The organism is Massilia sp. CFBP9012 (assembly GCF_034045115.1).
Taxonomy (GTDB): domain Bacteria; phylum Pseudomonadota; class Gammaproteobacteria; order Burkholderiales; family Burkholderiaceae_D; genus Telluria.
The window spans coordinates 42,692-65,966 of the sequence record NZ_JAXCWM010000013.1; the positions used below are offsets into that span (position 1 = coordinate 42,692).

A 23,275-nucleotide genomic window follows, 5' to 3' on the forward strand; every position below is an offset into this window, starting at 1 on the left:
ACGCATTGCTGTTATCATCGATCCAATTCAGCATGCATTAGTGAAGGATCGCCATCAATGTCCCAGCCGGACCTCGACAGCCTGCGCGCCTTCGTGGCCATCGTTCACCGCCGCAGCTTTCGCAAGGCCGCCGACGAGCTCGGCGTTTCTCCCTCGACCCTGAGCCACATGATGCGGGTGATGGAAGAAAAGCTGGGCGTGCGCCTCCTGCACCGCACCACCCGCAGCGTGGCGCCGACCGAGGCCGGTGAGCACTTCCTGCGCCGCCTCGAACCGGCGCTGCGTGAACTGGGCGCCACGCTGGAAGACGTCAACGGCTTTCGCGAGCGGCCCGGCGGCTCCTTGCGCATCAATACGGCCGAACCGACGGCGCGCTGGCTGCTGCAGCATGCGGTGCCGGTATTCCAGGAACGCTATCCGGAGGTGTCGCTCGACCTGTTCGTCGAGAATGGCCTGGTCGACATCGTCGCCGCCGGCTTCGATGCGGGCGTGCGCCTGCTGGAGGCGGTCCCGCAAGACATGCACGTCGCCCCATTCGGCGCGCCGGTGCGCTTCATGCCGGTCGCATCGCCCGCCTACCTGGCGGCGCGCGGCACGCCGCAGGCGCCCGACGATCTGCTGCAGCACCAATGCATCCGCATGCGCATGCAGAGCGGGAAGATCTATCGCTGGGAGTTCGCGCGCCACGGCCAGGCCTTCGCGCTGGACGTGCCGGGCACCCTGGTCCTGAACCAGGTCGGGCTGATGGCCGAGGCCGCCATCGCCGGACGTGGCATCGCCTATGTGCCGGACACGACCGTGCGCGATCATTTGCAGGAGGGCCGCCTGCTGCCTTTGCTGGAGGACTGGTGCCAGCCGTCGTCCGAGCTGGCGCTGTACTATCCGGGGCATCGCCACGTGCCGGCGGCGCTGCGCGCCTTCATCGGGGTGCTGCAGGAGGTGTACGCGCCGGCGTGAATTCCGGATCGATTCCCTTACGCGATATACGGGAATCGCAGCGAACGTACGAATGTGCTTGACCCTGTAGCGGCTACAGGGTATTTAATAGCTGGTAGAAAAAATTGGCCGACCGGCCCTGCGCTACCTGACCACCCTGACGCGATGCGACGCCTGCTCCTGATACTCCTGCTGCTCATGATGCCACTCCAGGCCGCCTGGGCCGCCGGCGCGCCGTATTGCAGTCATGACGAACAGACCATGCATCCGGGGCACCACGTCCACAAGCACCCACCATCGAGCAACCAGGATGACGGCGCACCGGGCGAGCATTGCGACGATTGCGACGCCTGCCACCACCTGACGGCGAGCGCCGTGCTGTCCGCGCAACCGAACCTGCCGCTGCCCAAGGGCGCCCCGCATATGCGCGGCGAATTGCGGCGCTACGTCTCCCACGTCCCCGACCTGATTCCTCCGCCAGACCGGCCACGCCGCGCCTAAGGCGGCGGGGACTTTCACAGCGCCGCGTAACGCGGCAACGCCATCGCACCCGCCGGACATCCACCCGTTCGGAGCATCACCATGAAACATCGTTTGACACCGCTGCTGGCGGCGTTCGCGCTCGCCTGCGCGTGCGTGCCCGCTGCGGCATGGTCATCACCATTGACCCTGCAAGCCGCCATCGACCTGGCCCTGCGCGCCAATCCCACCCTGCGCGCGGCCGGCAGCGAGGTAGCGGCGCAAGAAGGCGCACTGACCCAGGCCGGGACGCTGCCCAATCCCGAGCTCGAGCTGCTGCGCGAAGGCGAGGGTAGTGGCAACCGCACCACGACCGCCACCCTGAACATTCCTATCGAACTGGGCGGCAAGCGCGCCGCCCGGGTCGATGCGGCACGCCAGGAAGGGCAACTGGCGGCGATCGCACAGGAGGCGGAACGGGACAAGGTCCGCGCCGATACCGCCGCCGCCTTCCACGACGTCGTCGCGGCCCAGGAGCGCGAGCGCATGGCCCAGGAGCTCGTCGCGCTCGCCGGCCGCGCGTTGGCCGCCGCCGGCAAGCGGGTCGAGGCCGGGACCTTGTCGCCGGTCGAAGAGACCCGCGCCCGCGTGGCCCAGGGCAGCGCCCGGATCGAGGCGCTGCAGGCGGGGCGCGACCTGGAAGGTGCGCGCATCCGCCTGGCCGCGCTGTGGGCCGGCGACTCGCGCCGGCTGACCATCGTCGCGCCGCAGGCTGCCACTCTGCCGCTGGCGGCGCCGCTGGACACGCTGCTGGCGCAGCTCGACCAATCACCGGCGATGCGCCATGCGCGCACCGAGGTGGGCCACCGCGAGGCGCTGGCGCGGCTCGAACGCGCGCGGCGTACGCCCGACGTCAACGTGATCGTTGGCGCCCAGCGCGAGGGGCCGGACACCCGCAACCGCGCGGTGCTCGGCTTGTCGGTGCCGCTGCCGCTGTTCAACCGCAACGACGGCGCCGTGCTCGATGCGCTGCGCCGGGTCGACAAGGCGCGCGACCAGCAGGACGCCGAAGGTGTGCGCCTGCGCGCCGAACTGGCCCAGGCGCATGCGCGGCTCACGGCGGCGCTGGCCGAATGCTCGCTGATCGCGGGCGACGTGCTGCCCGGCGCCGAAGACGCCCAGCGCGCCGCCAACCGCGGCTTCGAGCTGGGCAAGTTCGGCCTGATCGACGTGCTCGACGCCCAGCGCGTGCTGGCCCAATCGAAGAACCAATACCTGAACGCCGTCGCGGAGAGTCATCGCGCGGCCGCCGATATCGCACGGCTGCTGGGACATGCAGCCGTCCAGGAGAATCCATGAACAAGCAGCAAAGCAAGGTCATCGCCATCATGCTGGCGATCGCCATCTTCCTCGCCGCCATCGTGCTGTTGCGCGACCGCGCCCCGGGCGGTGCGGATGAACACGCTCATCAAGAGGAGCAGGAACACGCGGACGAACACGGTCAAGAGGGTCACGCCGACGACGGCGTGATCCGCTTCACCGAGCAGCAGGTCGGCGTAGCCGGCATCACGATCGCCAAGGCCGGGCCGGTCCATCTGGACACCTTCATTCGCATGCCGGGCCAGATCGCGCTCAATGAAGACCGCACCGCCCACGTGACGCCGCGCGCCGCCGGGGCGGTCAGCGAAGTCAATGCCACCCTCGGCGAGAAGGTGCGCAAGGATCAGGTCCTGGCCAGCGTCGCCAGCGCCGAAGTGGCGGCCCAGCGCGGCGCGTTGACGACGGCCGAGCGCCGGCTCGCGTATGCGCGCAAGATCCATGCGTCCGAAAAAATGCTGTGGGAAGAGAAGATATCGGCGCGCCAGGACTTGCTGCGCGCCGAGCAGGAGTTGCGCGAAGCCGAGATCGCCGTGCAGAGCGCGCGCCAGCAGTTGCAGGCGCTCGGCGCCGTTGACGCCGGTTCGTCCAATCTCCTGAAAATCCGGGCGCCGTTCGACGGCGTCATCGTCGAAAAACACATCACGATGGGCGAAGTCGTGGGCGCCGACACCCGCGTGTTCACGCTGACCGACCTGTCGACCGTATGGGCCGACGTGGTGGTGCCGGCGCGCGACCTCGACATCGTCCGGGTCGGCACCGATGCCGTCATCCGCTCGATCTCGTCGAACACGACGGCGCCGGGCAAGGTGTCGTATGTGAGTTCGCTGGTGGGCGAGGAATCGCGCTCGGCCAAGGCACGGGTGGTGCTCGACAATCCGGGCGCGGCCTGGCGTCCGGGGTTGGCGGTGAACATCGACATCGTCACCGGCTCGGCCGACGTGCCGGTGGCGGTGGCGCGTGAGGCGATCCAGACGGCGGACGGGCGGCAGGTCGTCTACAAGCGGGTCAAGGAAGGTTTTGTCGCGCAGCCGGTGGCCACCGGTCGCTCGGATGGACGCTTCACCGAGGTCACCTCCGGCCTGAACGTGGGCGACGCCTACGCGGCCGCCGGCAGCTTCGCCGTCAAGGCGGAGCAGGGCAAGGGGGAGGGCAGTCATGAACACTGAGCAGCCGAACCAATCTACAACCCTGTTCGACCGCCTGATCGCCACCGCGATCGCGCGCCGCTGGCTGGTGATGCTGGCCGCGCTGGCGATGGCCGGCATCGGCGTCTACAACTATGGCCGGCTGCCGATCGATGCGGTGCCGGACGTGACCAATGTCCAGGTCCAGATCAATACCGCGGCGCCGGGCTATTCTCCGCTCGAGACCGAGCAGCGCATCACCTATCCGGTCGAGGCGGTGCTGTCGGGCCTGCCGCACCTGGAACAGTTCCGTTCCCTGTCGCGCTACGGCCTGTCGCAGGTGACGGTGGTGTTCGAGGAGGGCACCGACATCCAGTTCGCGCGCCAGCTGGTCAGCCAGCGCCTGCAGGATGCGCGCGAGGGGCTGCCCGCCGGCGTGATCCCGACCCTGGGGCCGATCGCAACCGGCCTGTCCGAGATCTACCAGTGGACCGTGGAGACCGAGCCGGGCGCGAAGAAGCCGGACGGCACCCCCTATACGCCGACCGACCTGCGCGAGATCCAGGACTGGATCATCAAGCCGCAGCTGCGCACCGTGCCGGGCGTCACCGAGATCAACTCGATCGGCGGCTTCGACAAGGAATACCTGGTGGCCCCGAACACGGCCACGCTGTCGTCCTATGGGCTGGAACTGGCCGACATCGTCAACGCATTGGAGCGCAACAACAGCAACGTCGGCGCCGGCTACATCGAGCGTGAAGGCGAGCAGTACCTGGTGCGTGCGCCGGGCCAGGCCGCGTCGATCGACGACATCGGCAATATCGTCGTCACCAGCATCCGCGGCATCCCGGTGCGGGTGCGCGACGTGGCCGAGGTGACGATCGGGCAGGAGCTGCGCACCGGCGCCGCCACCGAGAACGGGGTCGAGGTGGTGCTCGGCACCGTGGTGATGCTGATCGGCGAGAACAGCCGCGCGGTGTCGAAAGCGGTCGACGCGCGCATGCTCGAGATCAACCGCAGCCTGCCGAAGGGCGTCAAGGCCGTCACGGTCTACGACAGGACGGTGCTGGTCGAGCGGGCCATCGCCACGGTGCGCAAGAACCTGGTGGAGGGCGCGATCCTGGTGGTGGCGGTGCTGTTTTTCTTCCTGGGGAATCTGCGTGCGGCGCTGCTCACCGCCATGGTGATCCCTTTGTCGATGCTGTTCACCTTCAGCGGCATGGTGGCTAACGGAGTCAGCGCCAACCTGCTCAGCCTGGGGGCGCTGGACTTCGGCATCATCGTCGACGGCGCCGTGGTGATCGTCGAGAACTGCGTGCGGCGCCTGGCCGCCGCCCAGCATCGGCTGGGACGCATCCTCACACGCGAGGAGCGCTTTGCGGAGGTGTTCGAAGCGGCGCGCGAGGCGCGCCGGCCGCTCATCTACGGCCAGCTGATCATCATGATCGTCTACCTGCCGATCTTCGCCCTGACCGGCATCGAGGGCAAGATGTTCCACCCGATGGCCTTCACCGTGGTGTTCGCGCTGCTGGGCGCGATGATCCTGTCGGTGACCTTCGTGCCGGCCGCCGTGGCGCTGTTCATCGGCCGCTCGATTACGGAGAAGGAAAGCCGGGTGATGGGCGCAGCGCGGCGCTGGTATGCGCCGGCGCTCGATTATGCGCTGGCCAACCGCGCCGTGATGCTGGTGTTCGCGGCCGTCGTGATCGCGCTTGCCGCCCTGATGGGCACGCGCCTTGGTACCGAGTTCGCGCCGAATCTCGACGAGGGCGATATGGCGGTGCTGACGATGCGCGTGCCCGGCACGAGCCTGACGCAGTCAGTGAAAATGCAGCAGCAGATCGAGACCGTCTTGAAGAGCGAATTCCCCGAGATCGCGCGCGTGTTCGCCCGCATCGGCACCGCCGAGATCGCGTCCGATCCGATGCCGCCCAATGTGGCCGACAGCTACATCATCTTCAAGCCCGAGAAGGAGTGGCCCAAGCCGAGGCGTACCCGCGCGCAGGTCGAAAGCGCGATCCGCACCACGCTCGAGGGCCTGCCCGGCAACAGCTACGAATTCAGCCAGCCGATCCAGCTGCGCGTGAACGAACTGATCTCGGGCGTGCGCAGCGACGTCGCCGTGAAGCTGTTCGGCGACGACCTGGGCGTGCTTGAAACCAGTGCCAACGAGATCGCCGCCACCTTGCGCCGGGTGCCGGGCGCGAGCGAAGTGCAGGTGGAGCAGACCAGCGGCCTGCCGATGCTGCAGATTCGCGTGGACCGCGAGCGCGCCGCGCGCATGGGACTGAACATCGGCGACGTGCAGGAAATGATCGCGACCGCCACCGCCGGCCGCGCCGCCGGCACCCTGTTCGAGGGCGACCGCCGCTTCGACATCGTGGTGCGCCTGCCGGAAGCGGTGCGCGGCGATATCGACGCACTGCGCCGGCTGCCGGTGGCGCTCCCGGGCAGTGCAGAGGGAACGCGTAGCTTCATCGCCCTGGGGGAGATCGCCAGCTTCGAAGTGGCGCCGGGCCCTAACCAGCTCAGTCGCGAGCAGGGCAAGCGCCGGGTGGTGGTCAGCGCCAATGTGCGTGGGCGCGACATCGGTTCCTTCGTCGCCCAGGCCCAGGAGCGCATCGAGCAGGAGGTACGCATCGCGCCCGGCTACTGGATCGCCTGGGGCGGCCAGTTCGAGCACCTCGCGAAGGCGGCCGAGCGCCTGCAGCTGATCGTGCCGGCCTCGCTGCTGCTGGTCTTCGTCCTGCTCTACCTGGTGTTCAACAATGTGCGCGACGGCCTGCTGGTGTTTACCGGGATTCCGTTCGCCCTGGCCGGCGGCGTGGCAGCCCTGTGGGCGCGCGGGATTCCGCTGTCGATTTCGGCGGCGGTGGGCTTCATCGCCCTGTCCGGGGTGGCGGTGCTCAATGGCCTGGTGCTGATCTCGTTCATTCGCAGCCTGCGCGAACAGGGCGTGGCGCTGGTCGAGGCGGTGCGCCAGGGGGCGCTGGCGCGCTTGCGGCCGGTATTGATGACGGCGCTGGTCGCCTCGCTCGGCTTCGTGCCGATGGCGCTGGCGGTCGGCACCGGGGCCGAGGTTCAGCGGCCACTGGCCACGGTCGTCATCGGAGGGGTGCTGTCGTCGACCGTGCTGACCCTGCTGTTGTTGCCAGTTTTGTACGAATGGACGCATCGGGAGCGACCTGCGCGGGACTTCCTGGCGTCAGTGCGGCCATTTTTTCGCCGGGACAGTAAAAATATCCCATAGACAACCGTGCGCCACATATTGCTGTATTTGAAAATGGTATAGTTGGACGTTTAACAGAATTCTGTCCGCGCCGGCTGCAGTGCAGTGGGCCAGGCGCGGCGCCAACTACCAATTCAAGGGATAAGACAGATGAGCACGAAGGATTACGCGGATCGCATCAGCCAGACCATCCTGGACAATGAGGCCGCCATCGGCACCGAGTGGCTCAGCCATCTTGAAGCGCTGCTCGTGCGCAGCAACTCCGCCGCGCGCGAGCAGCTGCGTTCGCACTGCCGCCAGTTCCTGAAATCCTTTGCCGCCGCCACCCGCAGCGGCGAACTCGAAAACATCGACCACCGCTCGTGGGACGAGGTGCGTGACCTGCTGGCAGAGATCTCGTCGACCCGCGCCAAGTCGGGCTCGACCCCTGGCGAGACCGCGACCTTCGTGTTCTCGCTCAAGCAGCCGCTGTTCGCGCGCCTGCAGCAAGCCTATGCCGGCGATGCCGAAGGCCTGGCCGTCGCTTCCTGGGCCGTCACGACGCTGCTCGACAAGCTGGGCCTGTACACCATCGAGGTGTTCCAGAAGACCAAGGACCAGATCATCGTGCGCCAGCAGCAGGAGCTGCTCGAGCTGTCCACGCCGGTGGTCAAGCTGTGGAACGGCATCCTGGCGCTGCCGCTGATCGGCACCCTGGACTCGGCCCGCACCCAGGTGGTGATGGAAAACATCCTGCAAAAGATCGTCGATACCGGCGCCATCATCGCCATCATCGACATCACCGGCGTGCCGACCGTCGATACCCTGGTGGCGCAGCACCTGATGAAGACCATCGCCGCCGCGCGCCTGATGGGCGCCGACTGCATCATCAGCGGCATCCGTCCCCAGATCGCGCAGACCATCGTGCACCTGGGCGTCAACCTGGAAGACGTGATCACCAAGGCTACCCTGGCCGACGCCTTCCTGGTGGCGCTCGAGCGCACCGGCGCCGCGATCACGATCAAAGCAGCCTGAGGTTCGCCCCATGGAACGCATCCCGATCCTGCGCATGGGCGACCTGCTCCTGGTGACGATCCAGGTCGACATGCATGACCGTCTCGCCATGCAACTGCAGGACGACCTGACCGAGCGCATCGTGAGCGACAGCGCCAAGGGCGTCCTGATCGACATCTCTGCGCTCGACCTGGTCGACTCCTTCATCGGACGCATGATCAGCAATACCGCCGCCATGGCGCGCGTGCTCGACGCCCGCACCGTGGTGGTGGGCATGCAGCCGGCGGTGGCGATCACCCTGGTCGAGCTGGGCCTGACCCTGCATGGCGTGAAGACCGCGCTGAACGTCGAGAAGGGCATGGCCCTGCTCGGAAAGAGCTATAGATAATGATCGACGCGCATACCGATGCGGTCCAGTTCGAGACGCACCTGCTCGATCACCGCCGCCAGTATCGTACCGGGCGCGTGACCTTGCGTTTGCGTTCCGACGAGGACGTGGTGGGCCTGCGCAAGCAGGTGCGCGAGCGCGCCGTGGCGCTCGCGTTGTCGCTGGTCGATCAGACCAAGCTGGTGACCGCTGCCAGCGAACTGGCACGCAACACGATCAAGTACGGCGGCGGCGGCGAAGTGCATGTCGACGCGCTGGATGACGGCATGCGCAAGGGCATCGGCCTGCTGTTCGTCGACGCCGGCCAGGGCATTCCCGACATCGACAGCGCTTTGCGCGATGGATTTACAACCGGTGGCGGCCTGGGCCTCGGCCTGGGTGGCTCCAAGCGCCTGGTCGACGAATTCGACATCGACAGCCGTCCGAAGGAGGGCACCGCGGTGCTGATCATCAAATGGAAGCGCTGATCAGTTCCCAGTCGCAGCAGTTCGTGTTCGCCGTGACCCACCCCAGCGATGTCGCCGCGGTGCGCCGCGCCGGCCAGAAGCTGGCCGAATCGCTAGGCTTCAATGAGACTCGCGCCGGCCAGCTGGCGCTGATCATCACCGAAGCGGCCACCAACATCCTCAAGCACGCGGGCGAAGGCGAGATCCACGTCGGCCCGGCGCAGTCGCCGGCAGGTATCGGTGTCGACGTGCTGGCGCTCGACAAGGGCCCCGGCATCGCCGACCTGGCCAGCAGCCTGCTCGATGGTGTCTCTACCGCCGGCACCGCCGGCACCGGCCTGGGGGCGCTGCGTCGCCTATCGGACGAATTCGATGTGTATTCGACCCCGGGTGATGGCGCCGCCTTCTTCATGCGCCTGTGGCGCGACGTGCCGGGCCCCGACGAATGCGGGGTCGAGGTGGGGGCGCTGTGGACACCCATCCGGGGCGAAGAAGTTTGCGGCGACGGCTGGGCAGTCGTCTGCGGCAATGATGGCGCAACCCTGCTTGCCGCTGACGGCCTTGGGCACGGCCCGGACGCCGCGCGCGCCTCGAACGCGGCCATCGGGGCGCTTGGCCAGCGCGGCGCGATCGGCGCCGGGGAGCTGGTGCATGCGGCGCACGACGCCTTGCGCGCCACGCGCGGCGCGGCGCTGGCGGCGGCGCGCATCGATTTCGGCGCCGATGAGCTGCGCTTTGCCGGCGTCGGCAATATCGGTGCGATCGCCGTCGGCGACGTGCGCCGGGCGCTGGTCTCGCACAACGGCATCGTCGGCCACAATATGCGCAAGGTGCAGGAATTCACCGTGCCATTCGAAACCGGCGCCTTGTGCATCCTGTGCTCGGATGGCATCGAGACCCGCTGGGACCTGGACAAGTATCCGGGCCTGCAAGGACGCAGCCCGGCCCTGATCGCCGCGATCCTGATGCGCGACTATAGCCGCGGACGCGACGATGCGATGGTGCTCGTGGTGCGCCGCCTGGCGGGCGCAAGATGACTGCCCAGCGCATACTGAACGTCGGCCTGGACAGCGACCAGGACGTGGTGCTGGTGCGCCAGCGCGCGCGCCAGATCTCGGCGCTGCTGGGCTTTTCGCAGCAGGACCAGGTGCGCATCGGCACCGCCGTGTCGGAAGTCGCGCGCGGCGCCAGCCACCAGGGTCCCGGCGGGCGGGCGCTGTTCCAGCTGTGCGAGAGGGATGGCCGCCAGCACCTCGAGGTGCTCCTCAGCGGCGGCGGCGCGGGCAGGGGTCGCCCGGCCGCGACCGACGAGAACGAGACTGAATCGCTGCGTGAGCTGGCGATCATCACCGCGCATCGCTTGATGGATGCCTGCGAAGTCGATCCCGGCGAGGCCGGCGCCTCGACCATCACGGTGCGCAAGATGCTGCCGCGCCATGAGCACGTGACGAGTGCCAGGCTGGCCGAGATCGGCGCGCGCCTGGCCGACACGCCGGCATCGAACCCGGTGCACGAGCTGCAGCTGCAGAATCAGGAATTGCTGTCGACCCTGGCCGAATTGCGCGAGCGCCAGGACGACCTGATGTCGCTGACGCGCGAACTGGAAGACACCAATCGCGGCATCGTGGCCTTGTACGCCGAGATCGAGGACAAGGCCGAGCGCCTGCGCCGCGCCGACGAAATGAAGTCGCGTTTCCTGTCCAATACCAGCCATGAATTGAGGACGCCGCTGTCGTCGATCCGCGCGCTGGCCCAGCTGCTGCTGGACCGCATGGATGGCGACCTGACCGAAGAGCAGGAACGCCAGGTGAAGTTCATCTCCACCGCGGCGGCCGACCTGTCGGAGCTGGTCAATGACCTGCTCGACCTGGCCAAGATCGAGGCCGGCCGGGTCGAGGTCCATGCCGAGCCGGTGGTGGTCGAGAACCTGTTCCGCGCGCTCAAGGGGATGCTGCGTCCGCTGGTGGACGAGGCACGGGTGGAGCTGATCTTCGAGCCGTCCGGTATCGAGGAGCCGTTTTACTCCGACGAAGGCAAGATCTCCCAGATCCTGCGCAACTTCATCTCGAACGCACTGAAATTCACCGAGCATGGATCGGTGCTGGTGTTCGCCGCGCACGACCCGGAAGCCGACACCATCGCTTTCGCGGTGGCCGACACCGGCATCGGCATCAGCCACGACAACCTGCAGCTGATCTTCGAAGAGTTCAGCCAGATCGAGCATCCGCTCCAGCGTCGCAGCAAGGGCACGGGCCTCGGCCTGCCGCTGTGCCGCAAGCTGGCCGACCTGCTTGGGGGACGGGTCGACGTATCGAGCACGCCGGGCGTCGGCTCGACGTTTACACTGACCTTGCCGCGCACCCTGCCCAACACTTCGCCGAAACCGCCCATGGATCCTGATGGAACCGCATCATGAATAGTCATCCGACCCAGATTCTCAACGTTGACGACAACGATGGGGCCCGCTACGCCAAGACCCGCATCCTGCAAAGCGCCGGTTTCGACGTCATCGAGGCCGCCAACGGCACCGATGCGCTCGACATGGTCAAGCGTTTGTCGCCGGCGCTGGTGCTGCTCGACGTCAAGCTCCCGGACATCAACGGCATCGAGGTGTGCCGCCGCATCAAGGCCGAATCGGACAGCAGCAGCGTGCTGGTGCTGCAGACCTCGGCCGCGCTGACCGGCCGCGCCGACAAGATCCGTGGCCTGGAGGGCGGCGCCGACAATTATCTGGCGGCGCCGATCGAGGCCGATGAGCTGATCGCCAATGTCAACGCGCTGCTGCGCATGCGCCGCATCCAGGTTGACCTGCGCGACAGCGAAGAACGCTTTCGCCAGCTGACCGACAACATCGACGACGTGTTCTGGATGTTCTCGGTGCCGGCACGCGCGCTGGTCTACGTCAGCCCGGCCTATGCCCCGATCTGGGGCCGCAGCGCCGAGTCGCTGCGTGACGATCCTGGCGGCTGGCTCGAGGCCGTGCATGTCGACGACCGCGCGCGCATGACGGCGCGCTGGGAGCGCCTGGCGCAAGAACCCCATTACGACGACGAGTTTCGCATCCACGGCGCCGACGGCCAGCTGCACTGGGTGCGCGACCGCCTGTTCCCGGTGCGTAACTCGCGCGGCGAGGTGTACCGGGTGGCGCGCATGAGCAGCGACATCACGGGGCGCAAGGAGATGGAGGCGCTGCTGCGCACCGCCGACAGCAACAAGAACCAGTTCCTGGCGACGCTCGCGCACGAGTTGCGCAATCCCCTGAGCCCGATCCGCAATGCGGCGGCCCTGCTGGGCGCCAGCGGCGAGGGCGCGGCCGAGCGCCAGGCGCGCGCGCGCGACGTGATCACGCGCCAGGTCGACCACCTGGCCCACCTGGTGGACGACCTGCTCGACGTGGCGCGTATCTCGGAAGGCAAGATCGTGCTGCGCAACGAAGAAGTGAACCTGAGGAGCGTGATCGCGCAGGCGATCGAAACCGCCGGCCCGCTGATCGCCAGCCGGGCACACGACCTGGACGTGCGCCAGCCAGATGAGGACCTGTTGGTCATGGGCGACCCGGTGCGCCTGGCCCAGTCGGTCGGCAACCTGCTGCACAACGCGGCCAAGTTCACGCCGGCCGGCGGCGTGATCGTCCTGGGCGTGGAGGTGAGCGGCGAGGGAGCGCATGAGAGTGAGCAGCGACGCGTGCGCATCTCGGTGCGCGACAACGGGATCGGCATCGACGCCGACAGCCTGCCGCACATCTTCGGCATGTTCGCCCAGGCCGCGGTGCCGCCGGACCGCGCGCCGGAAGGGCTGGGCATCGGCCTGTCGCTGGTGTCGCACCTGGCCGAGCTGCATGGCGGCCGGCTGGAAGCGGCCAGCCCCGGTATCGGCCAGGGCAGCACCTTCACGATCGAACTGCCGCTGCTGCGCGCCGCTTCCGGCGCGCCCGCGGCCGCGCCGCAGGAGGCTGCGGACAGCCACGAATCCGGCGGCATGCGCGTGCTGCTGGTGGACGACAACGTCGACGCCATGGAGATGATGGGCTTCCTGCTGGCCGAGATGGGCTACCAGCCGGTCACCACGGCCGACGCCAGCGAGCTCGAGGCGCTGGCGCTGCGCCACAAGCCGCAGGTGATCGTGCTCGACATCGGCCTGCCGGGCATGGACGGCTACCAGGTCGCGCGCCGCATCAAGGGCAATCCTGACCTGGCGCACATCCGCCTGGTGGCGCACACCGGCTACGGCTCGCCCGAAGACCGGCGCCGCGCGCAGGAAGCGGGTTTCGACGCGCACCTGGTCAAGCCGGCCGAGTTGTCCGATCTGGAAGCGGCGCTGCGGGGCTGATCGGCCCGTTGCGCGGGCGTTTGCCGCGCCGCTCGCACGTCGTTATCTCCACTGGAGATAACAACTTCCCGCGCCGCTTGCACGTCGTTCCCGCGAAGGCGGGAACCCAAGTGTGCTCGCGACGACGCTGCGCGCGACTTATCGACTACGCAGATTGACTTAGGTTCCCGCCTCCGCGGGAACGACGTGGTGGGCCGATCGCACGTGGTGGTTCGATCACGCCAGCAAGGCCACCGCCTTCACCTGCGCCCACAACGCAAGGCCCGGTTCCACCGCCAGCTCGCGCCGCGAGCGCTCGGTAATGCGCGCCAGCAGCGCGGTCTCGCCGACCTTCAAACGCACCAGCACCTGGCCCGGCGCCGCCGCCGGACCCACGGCATCGACGACGGCCGGCAGGATGTTGGTGATGCTGCTGCCGCGCGGGCGCTCGAGCGCCAGGCTGACGTCGCGCGCGTGGATGCGGCAGCGTACGCGGCTCTTGACGTCGGCGTCGCGCCGGCCGACCAGCAGCACGCCGCCGGGAAACGCCAGGTGCGACAGGCCGTCGTCATCTTGTTCGGCGAGCACGGTCTCGATCATCACGCCGGCGTCGTCCACGAAATTCGCCGCCAGGTCGAGCCGCGCGAGGGTGTCGGCCAGCGGACCGCTGGCCAGTACGCGTCCCTGTTCCAGCACCACCAGGTAGTCGGCCAGCCGCGCCACCTCGTCGGCCGAGTGGCTGACGTAGACCACCGGCAGCGCCAGCTCATCGTGCAGGCGCTCGAGATAGGGCAGGATTTCCTGCTTGCGCTTCATGTCGAGCGCGGCCAGCGGTTCGTCCATCAGCAGCAGGCGCGGCGAAGCGAGCAGGGTGCGCGCGATCGCGGCGCGCTGGCGTTCGCCGCCCGACAGCGTCGCCGGGCGCTGGTCCAGCAGGTGGCTGATGCCCAGTAACTCGGTCACGGGCCCGATCTCGAAGCGGCGCGCACCCGGCGGCAGGCGCTTGAGGCCGAATTCCAGGTTGGCGCGCACGTCGAGATGGTCGAACAGGCTCGCCTCCTGGAACACGTAGCCGATGCCGCGCCGGTGGGTCGGCACGTACACGCCGCGCGCATCGTCCTGCCAGGTTTCGTCGCCCACGGCGATGACGGCGCCGGGCGCCCGTTCGAGTCCGGCCAGGATGCGCAGCAGCGTGGTCTTGCCCGAGCCGGAATGGCCGAACAAGGCGCTCACGCCGTGGTCCGGCAGGTCGAGATCGGTGTCGAGGGCGAATGCGCCCCGATCGAGTCTTACCTTGATGCGTATGCCGCTCATCGGCGTGTCCCCCTGACCGATTGTGGATACAGCGTGTACAGCACCAGCAGCACCACGAACGAGAACACCAGCATGCCGCCGGCCAGCCAGTGGGCTTGCGCGTACTCCATCGCTTCCACGTGGTCGTAGATCTGGGTCGAGACCACGCGTGTCTTGTCGGGGATGTTCCCGCCGATCATGAGCACCACGCCGAACTCGCCGATGGTGTGGGCGAAGCCGAGGATGGCGCCGGTGACGAAGCCGGGCCGCGCCAGCGGTACCACCACCGACCAGAAGGTGTCCCAGGGACTGGCGCGCAGGGTGGCCGCCACTTCCAGCGGCCGCGTGCCGACCGCCTCGAAGGCGTTCTGCAGCGGCTGCACCACGAAGGGCAGCGAATAGAAGACCGAACCGATCACGAGACCCGTGAAGGTGAACGACAGCGTGCCCAGGCCCAGCGCCATGGTCAGCTGGCCGAGCGGGCCATTGGGCCCCATCGCCAGCAGCAGGTAGAAGCCGATCACGGTCGGCGGCAGCACCAGCGGCAGGGCCACCACCGCCCCGACCGCGTGCCGCAGGCGGGACTGGGTACGCGCCAGCCACCAGGCCAGCGGCGTGCCGAACACCAGCAACAGCAGGGTGACGACCGTGGCCAGCCTGAAGGTCAGCCAGATCGCGGCGAAGTCGGACGAATCGAGCACCCTCAGACTTCGTAGCCGAAGGTGCGGATCAGCGCTTTCGCCTTGTCGGTGCGCAGGTATTGCAGCAGCGCCTGGGCCGCCGGGTTCTTCGCGCCCTTGGCCAGCAGTGCGGCATCCTGGCGGATCGGTTCATGCATGGTGGCCGGGACGATCCAGCCCGAGCCCGAATTGAACTTGCCGTCGCGCCAGACCTGGGCCTGGGCCACGAAGCCCAGTTCGGCGTTGCCCGTACTGGCGAACTGCCAGGCCTGGGCGATGTTCTCGCCCTGGACGATGCGCGCCTGCACGGTCTCGTACAGGCCGAGCTTTTGCAGGGTGGCGACGGCGGCGGCGCCATACGGCGCGGTCTTCGGGTTGGCGATCGACAGATGCTTGTAGCTGCCGGTCTTGAGCACGTTGCCGTTGGCATCGACGACCCCATCCTTCGCCGACCACAGCACCAGGCGGCCGGTGGCATAGGTGAAGCGGCTGCCGGCCACGACATGGCCTTCAGTTTCCAGTCTGGCCGGGGTTTCGTCGTCGGCCGCCAGCAGCACCTCGAACGGCGCGCCGTTGCGGATCTGGGCGTAGAACTTGCCGGTGGCGCCAGTGGCGACGACGGCCTTGTGGCCGGTGTCGCGCTGGAACTGTGCCGCCAGTTTTTCCATCGGGCCGGCGAAATTGGCGGCGACCGCGACTTGCACCTCGTCGGCGTGCGCGGTCCCTGCGATGGTCAGTACGGCGAGCAGGCTGGCAAGGCGTTTCATGTGCTTTCTCCGGATAGGGATGGGACATCGTGGTAGCCTGCCGTATTGATGAGCAAGCGCTATGTATTAAAGTATATAACGAAACTTCGGACGGCAACAGATGAGTACGGAAGACAAGAGCATCGCCCTCGAGGGCAAGGTCTGGATGACGGTGGGCGGCGAGAACCTCGGCGGCGGCAACCGGGTCGAACTGCTGGCGGCGATCGGGCAGCTCGGCTCCATCACGGGCGCCGCCAAGGCGGTCGGCCTGAGCTACAAGGCGGCCTGGGATGCGATCGACACGATGAACAATCTCGCCGGTCAGGCGCTGGTGGAGCGCGTTACTGGCGGCAAGGGAGGCGGCGGCACGCGGCTCACGGCGCGTGGCCAGCAGCTGGTGGACAATTTCAGGACGATCGAACAGGTGCACAATGATTTTCTCGAACGACTCAACCGCCAGGCCGGCGACGTGGCCGACGACCTGGCACTCTTTACGAGGTTCAAGATGAGGACCAGTGCACGCAACCAGTTCTTCGGCACGGTGGCCCGGGTGGCGCGCGGCGCCGTCAACGACGAAGTCGAGCTCGAGATCGCGGGCGGGCAGACGATCGTCGCCATCGTCACGCGCGAAAGCGCCGAAAACCTCGGGCTGGCGCCGGGACGGCAGGCCTTTGCGCTGATCAAATCGTCGTCGGTGATCGTGATGACGGCCGGCGAAGGCGCGCGGCTGTCGGCGCGCAATCAACTGCAGGGCCAGGTCACGCGGCTGATGCGCGGGGCGGTCAACTCCGAAGTGGTGATCGAACTGGCGGGCGGCGGCAGCGTGGCGGCCACCATCACCAATGAAAGCGCTGATGCGCTCGAACTGGCCGAGGGCGTGGCGGCGACCGCGCTGTTCAAGGCGTCGAGCGTGATCCTGGGCGTGCCCGAGTAGGGGCGGCTACTGGCCGCACAGGTGCTGTACCGCGACCAGCCGCGGCGGCGGATCGCAGCGGCACAGGCACAGGTCGCCGTCAAGGGCATATTGCCGGCCGTCGTGGCGCGCCGGCAGGCGCGGGCCGTCGAGGCCGATGATGCCCGTCGTTCCGCAGACGGGGCAGGACACCTGGTCGCCTTCGAGCGCGACCTTGACGCCATCGAGCGCCAGCAGCGAACTGGCCGAGGTCACGGTGCCGCCGGCCGTCGTCGATGCGCCGAGCGTGATGTAGTAGCGCGTTGCCATGTCCTACTCCCTGTATGCAAGGATGCAGCATAAGGATGGACCGGGAAGCTGGTTTTGACAACTCATAAAAAAGCCCCGCCAAGGTCGCGGGGCTTTCAGGCAAGAATCTGCGGCCAGCTTACTTGTCCGTCACCTTGAAGTCGCCATACGGCTTGAGCTGCTCCTCGAGCTTGGACGGATCGCCGACCACCACGATCGACTGGTTATCCGGAGCGAAATACTTCTTCGCCACGGTGCGCACCTGTTCCGGCGTGACCTTCTGGATTTTCGGCACGTATTCGCCCAGGAATTCCGGCGGCAGGCCGACCAGCCAGTTGGCTGCCAGGGTGCTGGCGACCGAGCGCTGCAGCTGGTTGCTGAGCAGGTAGCCGCCCGCGACGTAGCGCTTGTTCATGTCCATCTCTTTGGCCGGCACCAGCTCGCTACCCAGACGCTTGTATTCCTTGAAGTACTCTTCCAGCGAAGCGCCGGTGACTTCGTTGCGCACGTCGGCGCCGCCCACCATCATGCCGCCCGCGCGGCTCATGCGCGCGCCGGCCGAAGCGCCGTAGGTATAGCCTTTTTCTTCGCGCAGATTGGTGTTGATGCGGCTCGAGAAACCGCCGCCCAGGATGGTGCTGGTCAGGCGCAGCGGGATCTGGTCGGCCGCGCTGGCCGCGATGCCGGGGCTGCCCAGGCGCAGGGTCGACTGCACGCTGCCGTCGCGCTTGAGCAGGATGCGGGCCGGCTTCACGCCGGTCGCCGCCGCCGGGGTGTCGGGCAGGGCTGGGCCGCTGGCCTTCCAGTCGCCGAAGGCGGCCTTGGCGAGCTTCATCGCCTCGGCCTCGGTGATGCGGCCGGTGACCACCAGCAGCGCGTGGTCGGGACGGAAGCGTTTCGCGTGCTCGGCGCGCAGCATCCCGGCGCTGACGGCATTGATCGATTCGACCGTCGGGTCGGTGCGGCCATAAGGGTGGTCGGCATACACCGCCTTCTTGATCGCGCGCTCGGCGCGAAAAGCCGGCTGGGTCTCGGACACGCGCAGCGACTGCAGCGCATTGGCCTTGGCCAGCGTCACTTCGTTCTCGGGGAAGGACGGCTGGCGCACGATCTCGGCCATCAGGTTCAGCATGCCGCTCGCCTGCGACGCCAGGGCGTTGCCCGAGACGATGATGCCGTCGGCGGCCGGGCTGGCCGCCACTTCGCCGCCCATGCCCTGGGCCGCTTCGGCGATCGCGCGCGAATCGCGCTTGGCCGTGCCTTCGTTGAGCATGCCGGCCAGCATGGCGGCAAAGCCGCTCTGGCTCGGCGCGTCGGCCGCGAAGCCGGCGCCGCGCAGCGCCAGCACGTAGTCCACGCGCGGTAATCCCTCGCGCGGCACGACCCACACGGTCAGGCCGTTGGACAGGGTCTGTTTGGCGATCTTGGGCGCCGGGATCGATTTTTCCTGGCCGTAGGCAGGCATGCCGGACGGCGTCCTGACGTCGGCGGAATGGGCCGCCGGCGCGAATGCGAGCGAGACGGCGAGAGGTAAGGTCAACTTCAGCATCAGTTTGTTCATGATGCGCTCCTTATTTGGTGTTGGTGACGGCCGAAGCGGTCTTGGCCGCCTCGATCATGGCGGCCGGCTTGCGGTCGATGACGGTGCGGTTGGCCGGCACCAGGTAGGTCTTGACCGCGCGCTGGATGTCGTTCGAGGTCACGCCCTCGATCCAGCCCGGGATCTTGTTGACCACATTGGCGTCGCCCCACAAGACCTGCAGCTTGGCCATCGTGTCGGCGCGGTTGACGAAGCTTTCCAGCTTGTTGTTCCAGTCGGCCAGCATGCGCGTCTTCACACGCTTGAGTGTCGCCTCGTCGACGCCGTCCTTCGCAATCTTCGCGATCTCTTCGTCCATCGCCTTGAGCACGGCGTCGGCGCTGCTGTCCGGCTTGTACAGCGCGAACACGGTCATCAGGGTCGGGCCGTTGTATTCCCAGGGGCTGGTCAGGCCGAACATGGTGTCGACGTTGAGGGCGATCTCGCGGCCCTTCACCAGGCCCTGGTAGAACAGCGAGGCGTCGCCGCCGCCCAGCAGCTCGGCCAGCACCGCGATCGGCGCCTGGTCGCGGCTGCCGCGTTCCGGCACCTTCCAGGCCGCCGCGATGGCTGGCACCTGGGCCAGGGCGTCGCTTTGCTCCAGCCGTTTTTCGGCGGTGCCCAGCGGCTCCGAGAAATCGGTGCCCTTCGGCACCGGGCGCGCCGCGATGCCGCCGAAGTATTTCTGGGCCAGCGCGAAGCCCTGCTGCGGCGTGATGTCGCCGGCGATCGCCAGCACCGCGTTGTTGGGGCCGTAGTAGTCGCGGTGGAAGGCGCGCACATCGTCCAGGCTGGCGTTTTCCAGGTCTTCGAAGCTGCCGTAGCCGTCGTGGTTGTTCTCCCATTTCTGGAAGGCGTGCTGGCTGATGTCGATCCACATGAAGCCGCCGTAGGGCTGGTTCTTGACGTTGACGCGGATCTCTTCCTTGACCACGTCCTGCTGGTTCTTCAGCGTGGTGGGGTTGAAATCGAGCGTCTTCATGCGGTCGGCTTCGAGCCACAGGATCGGCTCCAGGCTCGAGGCCGGGGCGGTCTCGATGTAGTTGGTGAAGTCGGGGCGGGTCGAACCGTTGTTCCAGCCGCCGCCCGCGGTGATGGTGGTGTCGAACACGCCCTTCGGCGCGTTCGGCGTGCCCTGGAACATCAGGTGTTCGAACAGGTGGGCGAAGCCGGTGCGGTTACGGGGCTCGAGGCGCATGCCGACGTGGTAGACCACCGAGACGCCGACGGTCGGCGAGCTGCGGTCTTCCGACACGATGACGGTCAGTCCGTTGTCGAGTTTCTTGGTATTGACCGGCAGGGTCCACTGGTCGCTCGGGGCCGCGAAGGCCGACATCGACAGGGTGAGCCCGGCCATCAGGACAGGTAATTGGCGCATGCGCATGGGGACCTCATGATGAATGATGGAGCGATGGCGCCAGGGCGCCACCGGCGGCTCATCTTAGCGCAATGGCATGTTGATAAGTGGTCTTTTTATTGTGCCATCGCACGGCTTATGCCTGTCCATGCCGATCTCATGCAGATGGCATCCATCCCCGGCGTGTGCATTTCGGGAGGCGATTCGTGCAGTTCGTCGCATGGGCCATCGACGCGCTTGGCTTTCAGGCTATAGTTGCAACATGACAAGTCCTGGCGCAATGCCGGCGCAAGAATTTACTGGAGAGAATGGATGAACCACCTGATCAAGCTGGGCGCAGCAATTGCCGTGCCGTGCGTCTTGTTCTGTGCGGCGATCGGCGTCGCCGAAGCCGCGCCGGAGATGAGCACCGAGACCCGCCCGATCGATGCGCGGGTGGTGCGCGTCAAGCTTGAAGGGCTGGGCGACCTCAAGATTCGGCAGGGGGCGACCCCGGCCCTGGTGCTCACGGGCGACGCGCGCCTGCTGTCGCGGACCACGACCTCGCAGAAAGGGGATACCCTGAACATCGAGACCGAGGGCCGCAATTCCGGCTTCAGCTTCGGCCGTTCGTCCGGCCTGCAGGCCGAACTGGTGCTGCCGAATCTGCAGGCGGTGTCGTCGGAAAGCCTTGGTTCCACCACCGTAAGCGGCTTTGCCGGCGAAACGCTGAACATCAACCTCGATGGTGCCGGCTCGATGTATGTATCATCGTCGGAATACCGCACCATCAAGGCCAGCCTGGGCGGCGTCGGCAACCTCAAGATCCAGGGGGTAAATAGCGAGCACGTCGACCTGAGCCTGGGCGGCGCCGGCTATGTGACCCTGAGCGGGCGCAGCAAGAACCTCAGGGCCGAGCTCGGCGGATTGGGCGGGCTGGACGCCCAGGCTTGCGCGGTCGACTCGGTCACGCTGGACTTGTCGGGCCTGGGCAACGCCACCGTCAACGCCCAGCGCAGTGTCAACGTCGCGCTGTCAGGCATGGGATCGGTGACGGTGTTCGGCAAGCCGGCCAATCGCAAGGTCGCCCTCGATGGCCTGGGCAAGGTCAACTGGAAATAACGATCCAGATTCTGTGCACGAGACATGAAAAAAATACTCCTTGTGACGCTGCTTGCCGTCGGCCTGCAATTGGGCCCGCAGTCGAGCGCCCGGGCCGGCTTTGCGGAGGGCGCGAGCGCCTACAACGCCCGCAACTATGCACTGGCACTGAAAGAAATCAATCCGCTGGCCAAGGCCGGTAATGCCGACGCCCAGCATCTGCTGGGCCTGATGTACTACATGGGCCGCGGCGTCACGCGCGACTACAAGCAGGCCTTCGCCTGGCACCTGAAGGCGGCCGGGCAGGGCAAGGCCGACGCCCAGTACGTGGTGGGCGCCATGTATTACACCGGCAACGCCGTGCCGCAAGACCAGAAGCATGCGGTGAGCTGGTTCCGCAAGGCGGCCGAGCAGGGCAATCCCGACGCCCAGCACGCGCTCGGGCTGATGTACCGCTACAGCGTGGCCGGCGTGCCGCAGGATGCGGTGCTGGCCTATATGCTGTACAACCTGGCCGCGGCCGGCGGCCACCGCAACGCGGTCGAACAGCGCGCCGCGATCGGCAAGAAAATGACGCCGGAACAGGTTGAAGAAGCGCAGGCCCTGGCGCGCACCTGGAAGGTGGGGACGGCCTTGCCGACCGCGTCGAAGACCGGCGCCAATCCGTAGGCGTTCAGCGGCGCGGCAGCGTCAGCGGCATCGCCTCGCCCAGCGCCTGGTAACCACGGTCGTTCGGGTGCAGGTGGTAGCCGCTGTCATAGGCCGGCAATAGCCGGCTGGGGCGCGCCGGGTCGCGCAGCACGCGGTCGGCGTCGAATACCGCGTCGAACTCGCCGCTGCTGCGGATCCAGGCGTTCACGGCCTGGCGCAGGGTTTCCTTCTCGTCCGAGTGCAGCGCCGCGCCTTCGAACGGCGCCAGCGTGCCGCCGATCACCGCGATGCGTGCGGCGCGGGCGCGCGCGATCAGCTGTCGATAGCCGGCCACCAAGTCGTCCAGTGTGACCGGATTGGCCGCCGAACTGTGGCCGATATCCTCGATGCCGATCATCAGCACCAACTGGCGCACGCCGCTCGTGGCCAGCACGTCGCGCTCGAAGCGCGCCAGGGCGCTGCGTCCGGCCAGCGGCTTGGCGGGGTCGTCGCCGAGCAGGCGGTTGCTGGCGATGCCGCGGTTGATCACAGCAGGGCGCGCAGCGGCGTCGCGACCGGTCTGCAGGCGCCGCACCAGCACGTCGGTCCAGCGCCGGTTGGCGTCCATCGTGCTGCGCGTGCCGTCGGTGAGGGCGTCGCCCAGCACCACGATGGCGCCATTCACGCCGTCGACTTCCAGCGCGGTCAGGAAAGGCCAGGCCGTGATCGTGCGCTGCACCGGCAGGCTGGCGCTGGCGGTATGGTCGCCGCTTGGCGAGACATAGCCGGTCTGGCGCGCCTGGACGTGCACGGTGGCCGCCGGCACCGCGCCAGGCAGGTACAGGCTGACGGCCACGCTCGCGAGCGGCGGCAGGTTCAGTTCGACCGGGTCGGACAGCGCTGGCGCGCCGGCCGGGATCGTCACGCCGGCGCGCCCGCCAAAGGTCAGGGCGCGGTCGGTGCCGGGCGCCAGGTCCGAACCCTGGGCGCGCAGGCCGATGCGCGCCGCGCCGATCCGCAGCGGCGTCGACCCCAGTTCGTTCGACAGGCGGATGCGCACGCGGTTGCCGCCCACGCTGGACTGGACGATCAGGCGCAGGGTCTGGTTGTTGAAGGCGTACAGGCTGGCGTCCGGCGGCGGTCCGGCCGGCGCCGCGCCCCAGTTCGCGGTCCAGTGGCTGTTGTCCCATGCTTGTGCCACGGCCGGCTGGCCGACCAGGGTGATGGCCGCGGCCAGCATGGCGCTGGCCAGCAGCAGGCGGCGCAGTGCGGGTGTGACATGGTGTGACGAGAAACTGAGCTGTGGCAACAACCAGCGCGCGGCCGCGGCCAGGGCGGACAGGAAACGGTTCATGTGCAGCTCCTTGGACGCTCATGCGATAAGCATGAGCTCGTAATTACAATCTAACGGCGATACGGGATGTGGAAAAGATGGCAAGCCGCCGG

Annotated in this window: 21 protein-coding genes; 14 read left to right on the top strand and 7 right to left on the bottom strand. The window is 67.6% G+C overall.

Annotated features, from left to right (window positions below; translation table 11 throughout):
- The first annotated feature begins 57 nt into the window (after window positions 1–57).
- The 11 genes from SOM61_RS20520 (at window position 58) to SOM61_RS20570 (ending at window position 13,284) form a co-directional block, all read left to right on the top strand.
- Window positions 58–957 carry a LysR family transcriptional regulator gene (locus tag SOM61_RS20520; RefSeq protein ID WP_320475792.1) on the top strand — a complete coding sequence of 300 codons (900 nt, stop codon included), beginning with the start codon at window positions 58–60 and terminating at the stop codon, window positions 955–957.
- A 177-nt stretch (window positions 958–1,134) separates the two neighbouring features.
- Window positions 1,135–1,437: a hypothetical protein gene (locus SOM61_RS20525; RefSeq protein ID WP_475439533.1), complete on the top strand. Its 303-nt coding sequence runs from the start codon at window positions 1,135–1,137 to the stop codon at window positions 1,435–1,437.
- 81 nt (window positions 1,438–1,518) lie between these two features.
- Window positions 1,519–2,754: a TolC family protein gene (locus SOM61_RS20530; protein WP_320475794.1), complete on the top strand. Its 1,236-nt coding sequence runs from the start codon at window positions 1,519–1,521 to the stop codon at window positions 2,752–2,754.
- Window positions 2,751–3,941, top strand: coding sequence for an efflux RND transporter periplasmic adaptor subunit (locus SOM61_RS20535; RefSeq protein WP_320475795.1), 1,191 nt, complete (start codon window positions 2,751–2,753; stop codon window positions 3,939–3,941). The genes SOM61_RS20530 and SOM61_RS20535 overlap by 4 nt, the downstream gene beginning before the upstream one ends.
- A gap of 22 nt (window positions 3,942–3,963) precedes the next feature.
- On the top strand, window positions 3,964–7,149 hold the full coding sequence (locus SOM61_RS20540; protein WP_320475925.1) for an efflux RND transporter permease subunit: 3,186 nt from the start codon (window positions 3,964–3,966) through the stop codon (window positions 7,147–7,149).
- 129 nt (window positions 7,150–7,278) lie between these two features.
- Window positions 7,279–8,142: an STAS domain-containing protein gene (locus SOM61_RS20545; protein ID WP_320475796.1), complete on the top strand. Its 864-nt coding sequence runs from the start codon at window positions 7,279–7,281 to the stop codon at window positions 8,140–8,142.
- Window positions 8,143–8,152: 10 nt separating this feature from the next.
- Window positions 8,153–8,509 carry an STAS domain-containing protein gene (locus SOM61_RS20550; protein WP_320475797.1) on the top strand — a complete coding sequence of 119 codons (357 nt, stop codon included), beginning with the start codon at window positions 8,153–8,155 and terminating at the stop codon, window positions 8,507–8,509.
- Entirely contained in the window at window positions 8,509–8,976 is a 468-nt protein-coding gene (locus tag SOM61_RS20555; protein ID WP_320475798.1) for an anti-sigma regulatory factor, read from the top strand. The genes SOM61_RS20550 and SOM61_RS20555 overlap by 1 nt, the downstream gene beginning before the upstream one ends.
- Window positions 8,964–9,992 carry an ATP-binding SpoIIE family protein phosphatase gene (locus tag SOM61_RS20560; protein ID WP_320475799.1) on the top strand — a complete coding sequence of 343 codons (1,029 nt, stop codon included), beginning with the start codon at window positions 8,964–8,966 and terminating at the stop codon, window positions 9,990–9,992. The genes SOM61_RS20555 and SOM61_RS20560 overlap by 13 nt, the downstream gene beginning before the upstream one ends.
- Entirely contained in the window at window positions 9,989–11,371 is a 1,383-nt protein-coding gene (locus tag SOM61_RS20565) for an ATP-binding protein (RefSeq protein ID WP_320475800.1), read from the top strand. Before SOM61_RS20560 ends, SOM61_RS20565 begins: the two co-directional genes overlap by 4 nt.
- Entirely contained in the window at window positions 11,368–13,284 is a 1,917-nt protein-coding gene (locus SOM61_RS20570; RefSeq protein ID WP_320475801.1) for a hybrid sensor histidine kinase/response regulator, read from the top strand. Before SOM61_RS20565 ends, SOM61_RS20570 begins: the two co-directional genes overlap by 4 nt.
- A 216-nt stretch (window positions 13,285–13,500) precedes the next feature.
- Here SOM61_RS20570 and modC read toward each other — a convergent pair whose 3' ends face one another.
- From modC to modA, 3 genes are read right to left on the bottom strand one after another with little or no spacing between them, the layout of a single operon-like run.
- Window positions 13,501–14,577 (bottom strand): molybdenum ABC transporter ATP-binding protein, encoded by a 1,077-nt coding sequence (gene modC, locus SOM61_RS20575; protein ID WP_320475802.1) that lies wholly within the window; start codon window positions 14,575–14,577, stop codon window positions 13,501–13,503.
- The gene (gene modB / locus SOM61_RS20580; protein ID WP_320475803.1) at window positions 14,574–15,257 is read right to left on the bottom strand and encodes a molybdate ABC transporter permease subunit; all 684 of its coding nucleotides are present in this window, start codon (window positions 15,255–15,257) and stop codon (window positions 14,574–14,576) included. The genes modC and modB overlap by 4 nt, the downstream gene beginning before the upstream one ends.
- A gap of 2 nt (window positions 15,258–15,259) precedes the next feature.
- The gene (gene modA / locus SOM61_RS20585) at window positions 15,260–16,003 is read right to left on the bottom strand and encodes a molybdate ABC transporter substrate-binding protein (protein ID WP_320475804.1); all 744 of its coding nucleotides are present in this window, start codon (window positions 16,001–16,003) and stop codon (window positions 15,260–15,262) included.
- Window positions 16,004–16,103: 100 nt separating this feature from the next.
- Here modA and SOM61_RS20590 point away from each other — a divergent pair, with 100 nt between their 5' ends.
- Window positions 16,104–16,916 (top strand): TOBE domain-containing protein, encoded by an 813-nt coding sequence (locus tag SOM61_RS20590; protein ID WP_320475805.1) that lies wholly within the window; start codon window positions 16,104–16,106, stop codon window positions 16,914–16,916.
- Window positions 16,917–16,922: 6 nt separating this feature from the next.
- Here the strand turns inward: SOM61_RS20590 and SOM61_RS20595 are convergent, their stop codons facing one another.
- From SOM61_RS20595 to SOM61_RS20605, 3 genes are all read right to left on the bottom strand, one after another.
- The gene (locus SOM61_RS20595; protein ID WP_005666401.1) at window positions 16,923–17,204 is read right to left on the bottom strand and encodes a PAAR domain-containing protein; all 282 of its coding nucleotides are present in this window, start codon (window positions 17,202–17,204) and stop codon (window positions 16,923–16,925) included.
- 118 nt (window positions 17,205–17,322) lie between these two features.
- Window positions 17,323–18,744 carry a M16 family metallopeptidase gene (locus tag SOM61_RS20600; RefSeq protein ID WP_320475806.1) on the bottom strand — a complete coding sequence of 474 codons (1,422 nt, stop codon included), beginning with the start codon at window positions 18,742–18,744 and terminating at the stop codon, window positions 17,323–17,325.
- Between the two features lie 10 nt (window positions 18,745–18,754).
- Window positions 18,755–20,140 carry a M16 family metallopeptidase gene (locus SOM61_RS20605; protein ID WP_320475807.1) on the bottom strand — a complete coding sequence of 462 codons (1,386 nt, stop codon included), beginning with the start codon at window positions 20,138–20,140 and terminating at the stop codon, window positions 18,755–18,757.
- A 291-nt stretch (window positions 20,141–20,431) separates the two neighbouring features.
- Here SOM61_RS20605 and SOM61_RS20610 point away from each other — a divergent pair, with 291 nt between their 5' ends.
- Together SOM61_RS20610 and SOM61_RS20615 are read left to right on the top strand one after the other, a co-directional pair.
- Window positions 20,432–21,220 carry a GIN domain-containing protein gene (locus tag SOM61_RS20610; protein ID WP_320475808.1) on the top strand — a complete coding sequence of 263 codons (789 nt, stop codon included), beginning with the start codon at window positions 20,432–20,434 and terminating at the stop codon, window positions 21,218–21,220.
- A gap of 24 nt (window positions 21,221–21,244) precedes the next feature.
- On the top strand, window positions 21,245–21,868 hold the full coding sequence (locus SOM61_RS20615; protein WP_320475809.1) for a tetratricopeptide repeat protein: 624 nt from the start codon (window positions 21,245–21,247) through the stop codon (window positions 21,866–21,868).
- Window positions 21,869–21,872: 4 nt separating this feature from the next.
- Here SOM61_RS20615 and SOM61_RS20620 read toward each other — a convergent pair whose 3' ends face one another.
- The gene (locus SOM61_RS20620; protein ID WP_320475810.1) at window positions 21,873–23,183 is read right to left on the bottom strand and encodes an SGNH/GDSL hydrolase family protein; all 1,311 of its coding nucleotides are present in this window, start codon (window positions 23,181–23,183) and stop codon (window positions 21,873–21,875) included.
- Window positions 23,184–23,275 lie beyond the last annotated feature (92 nt).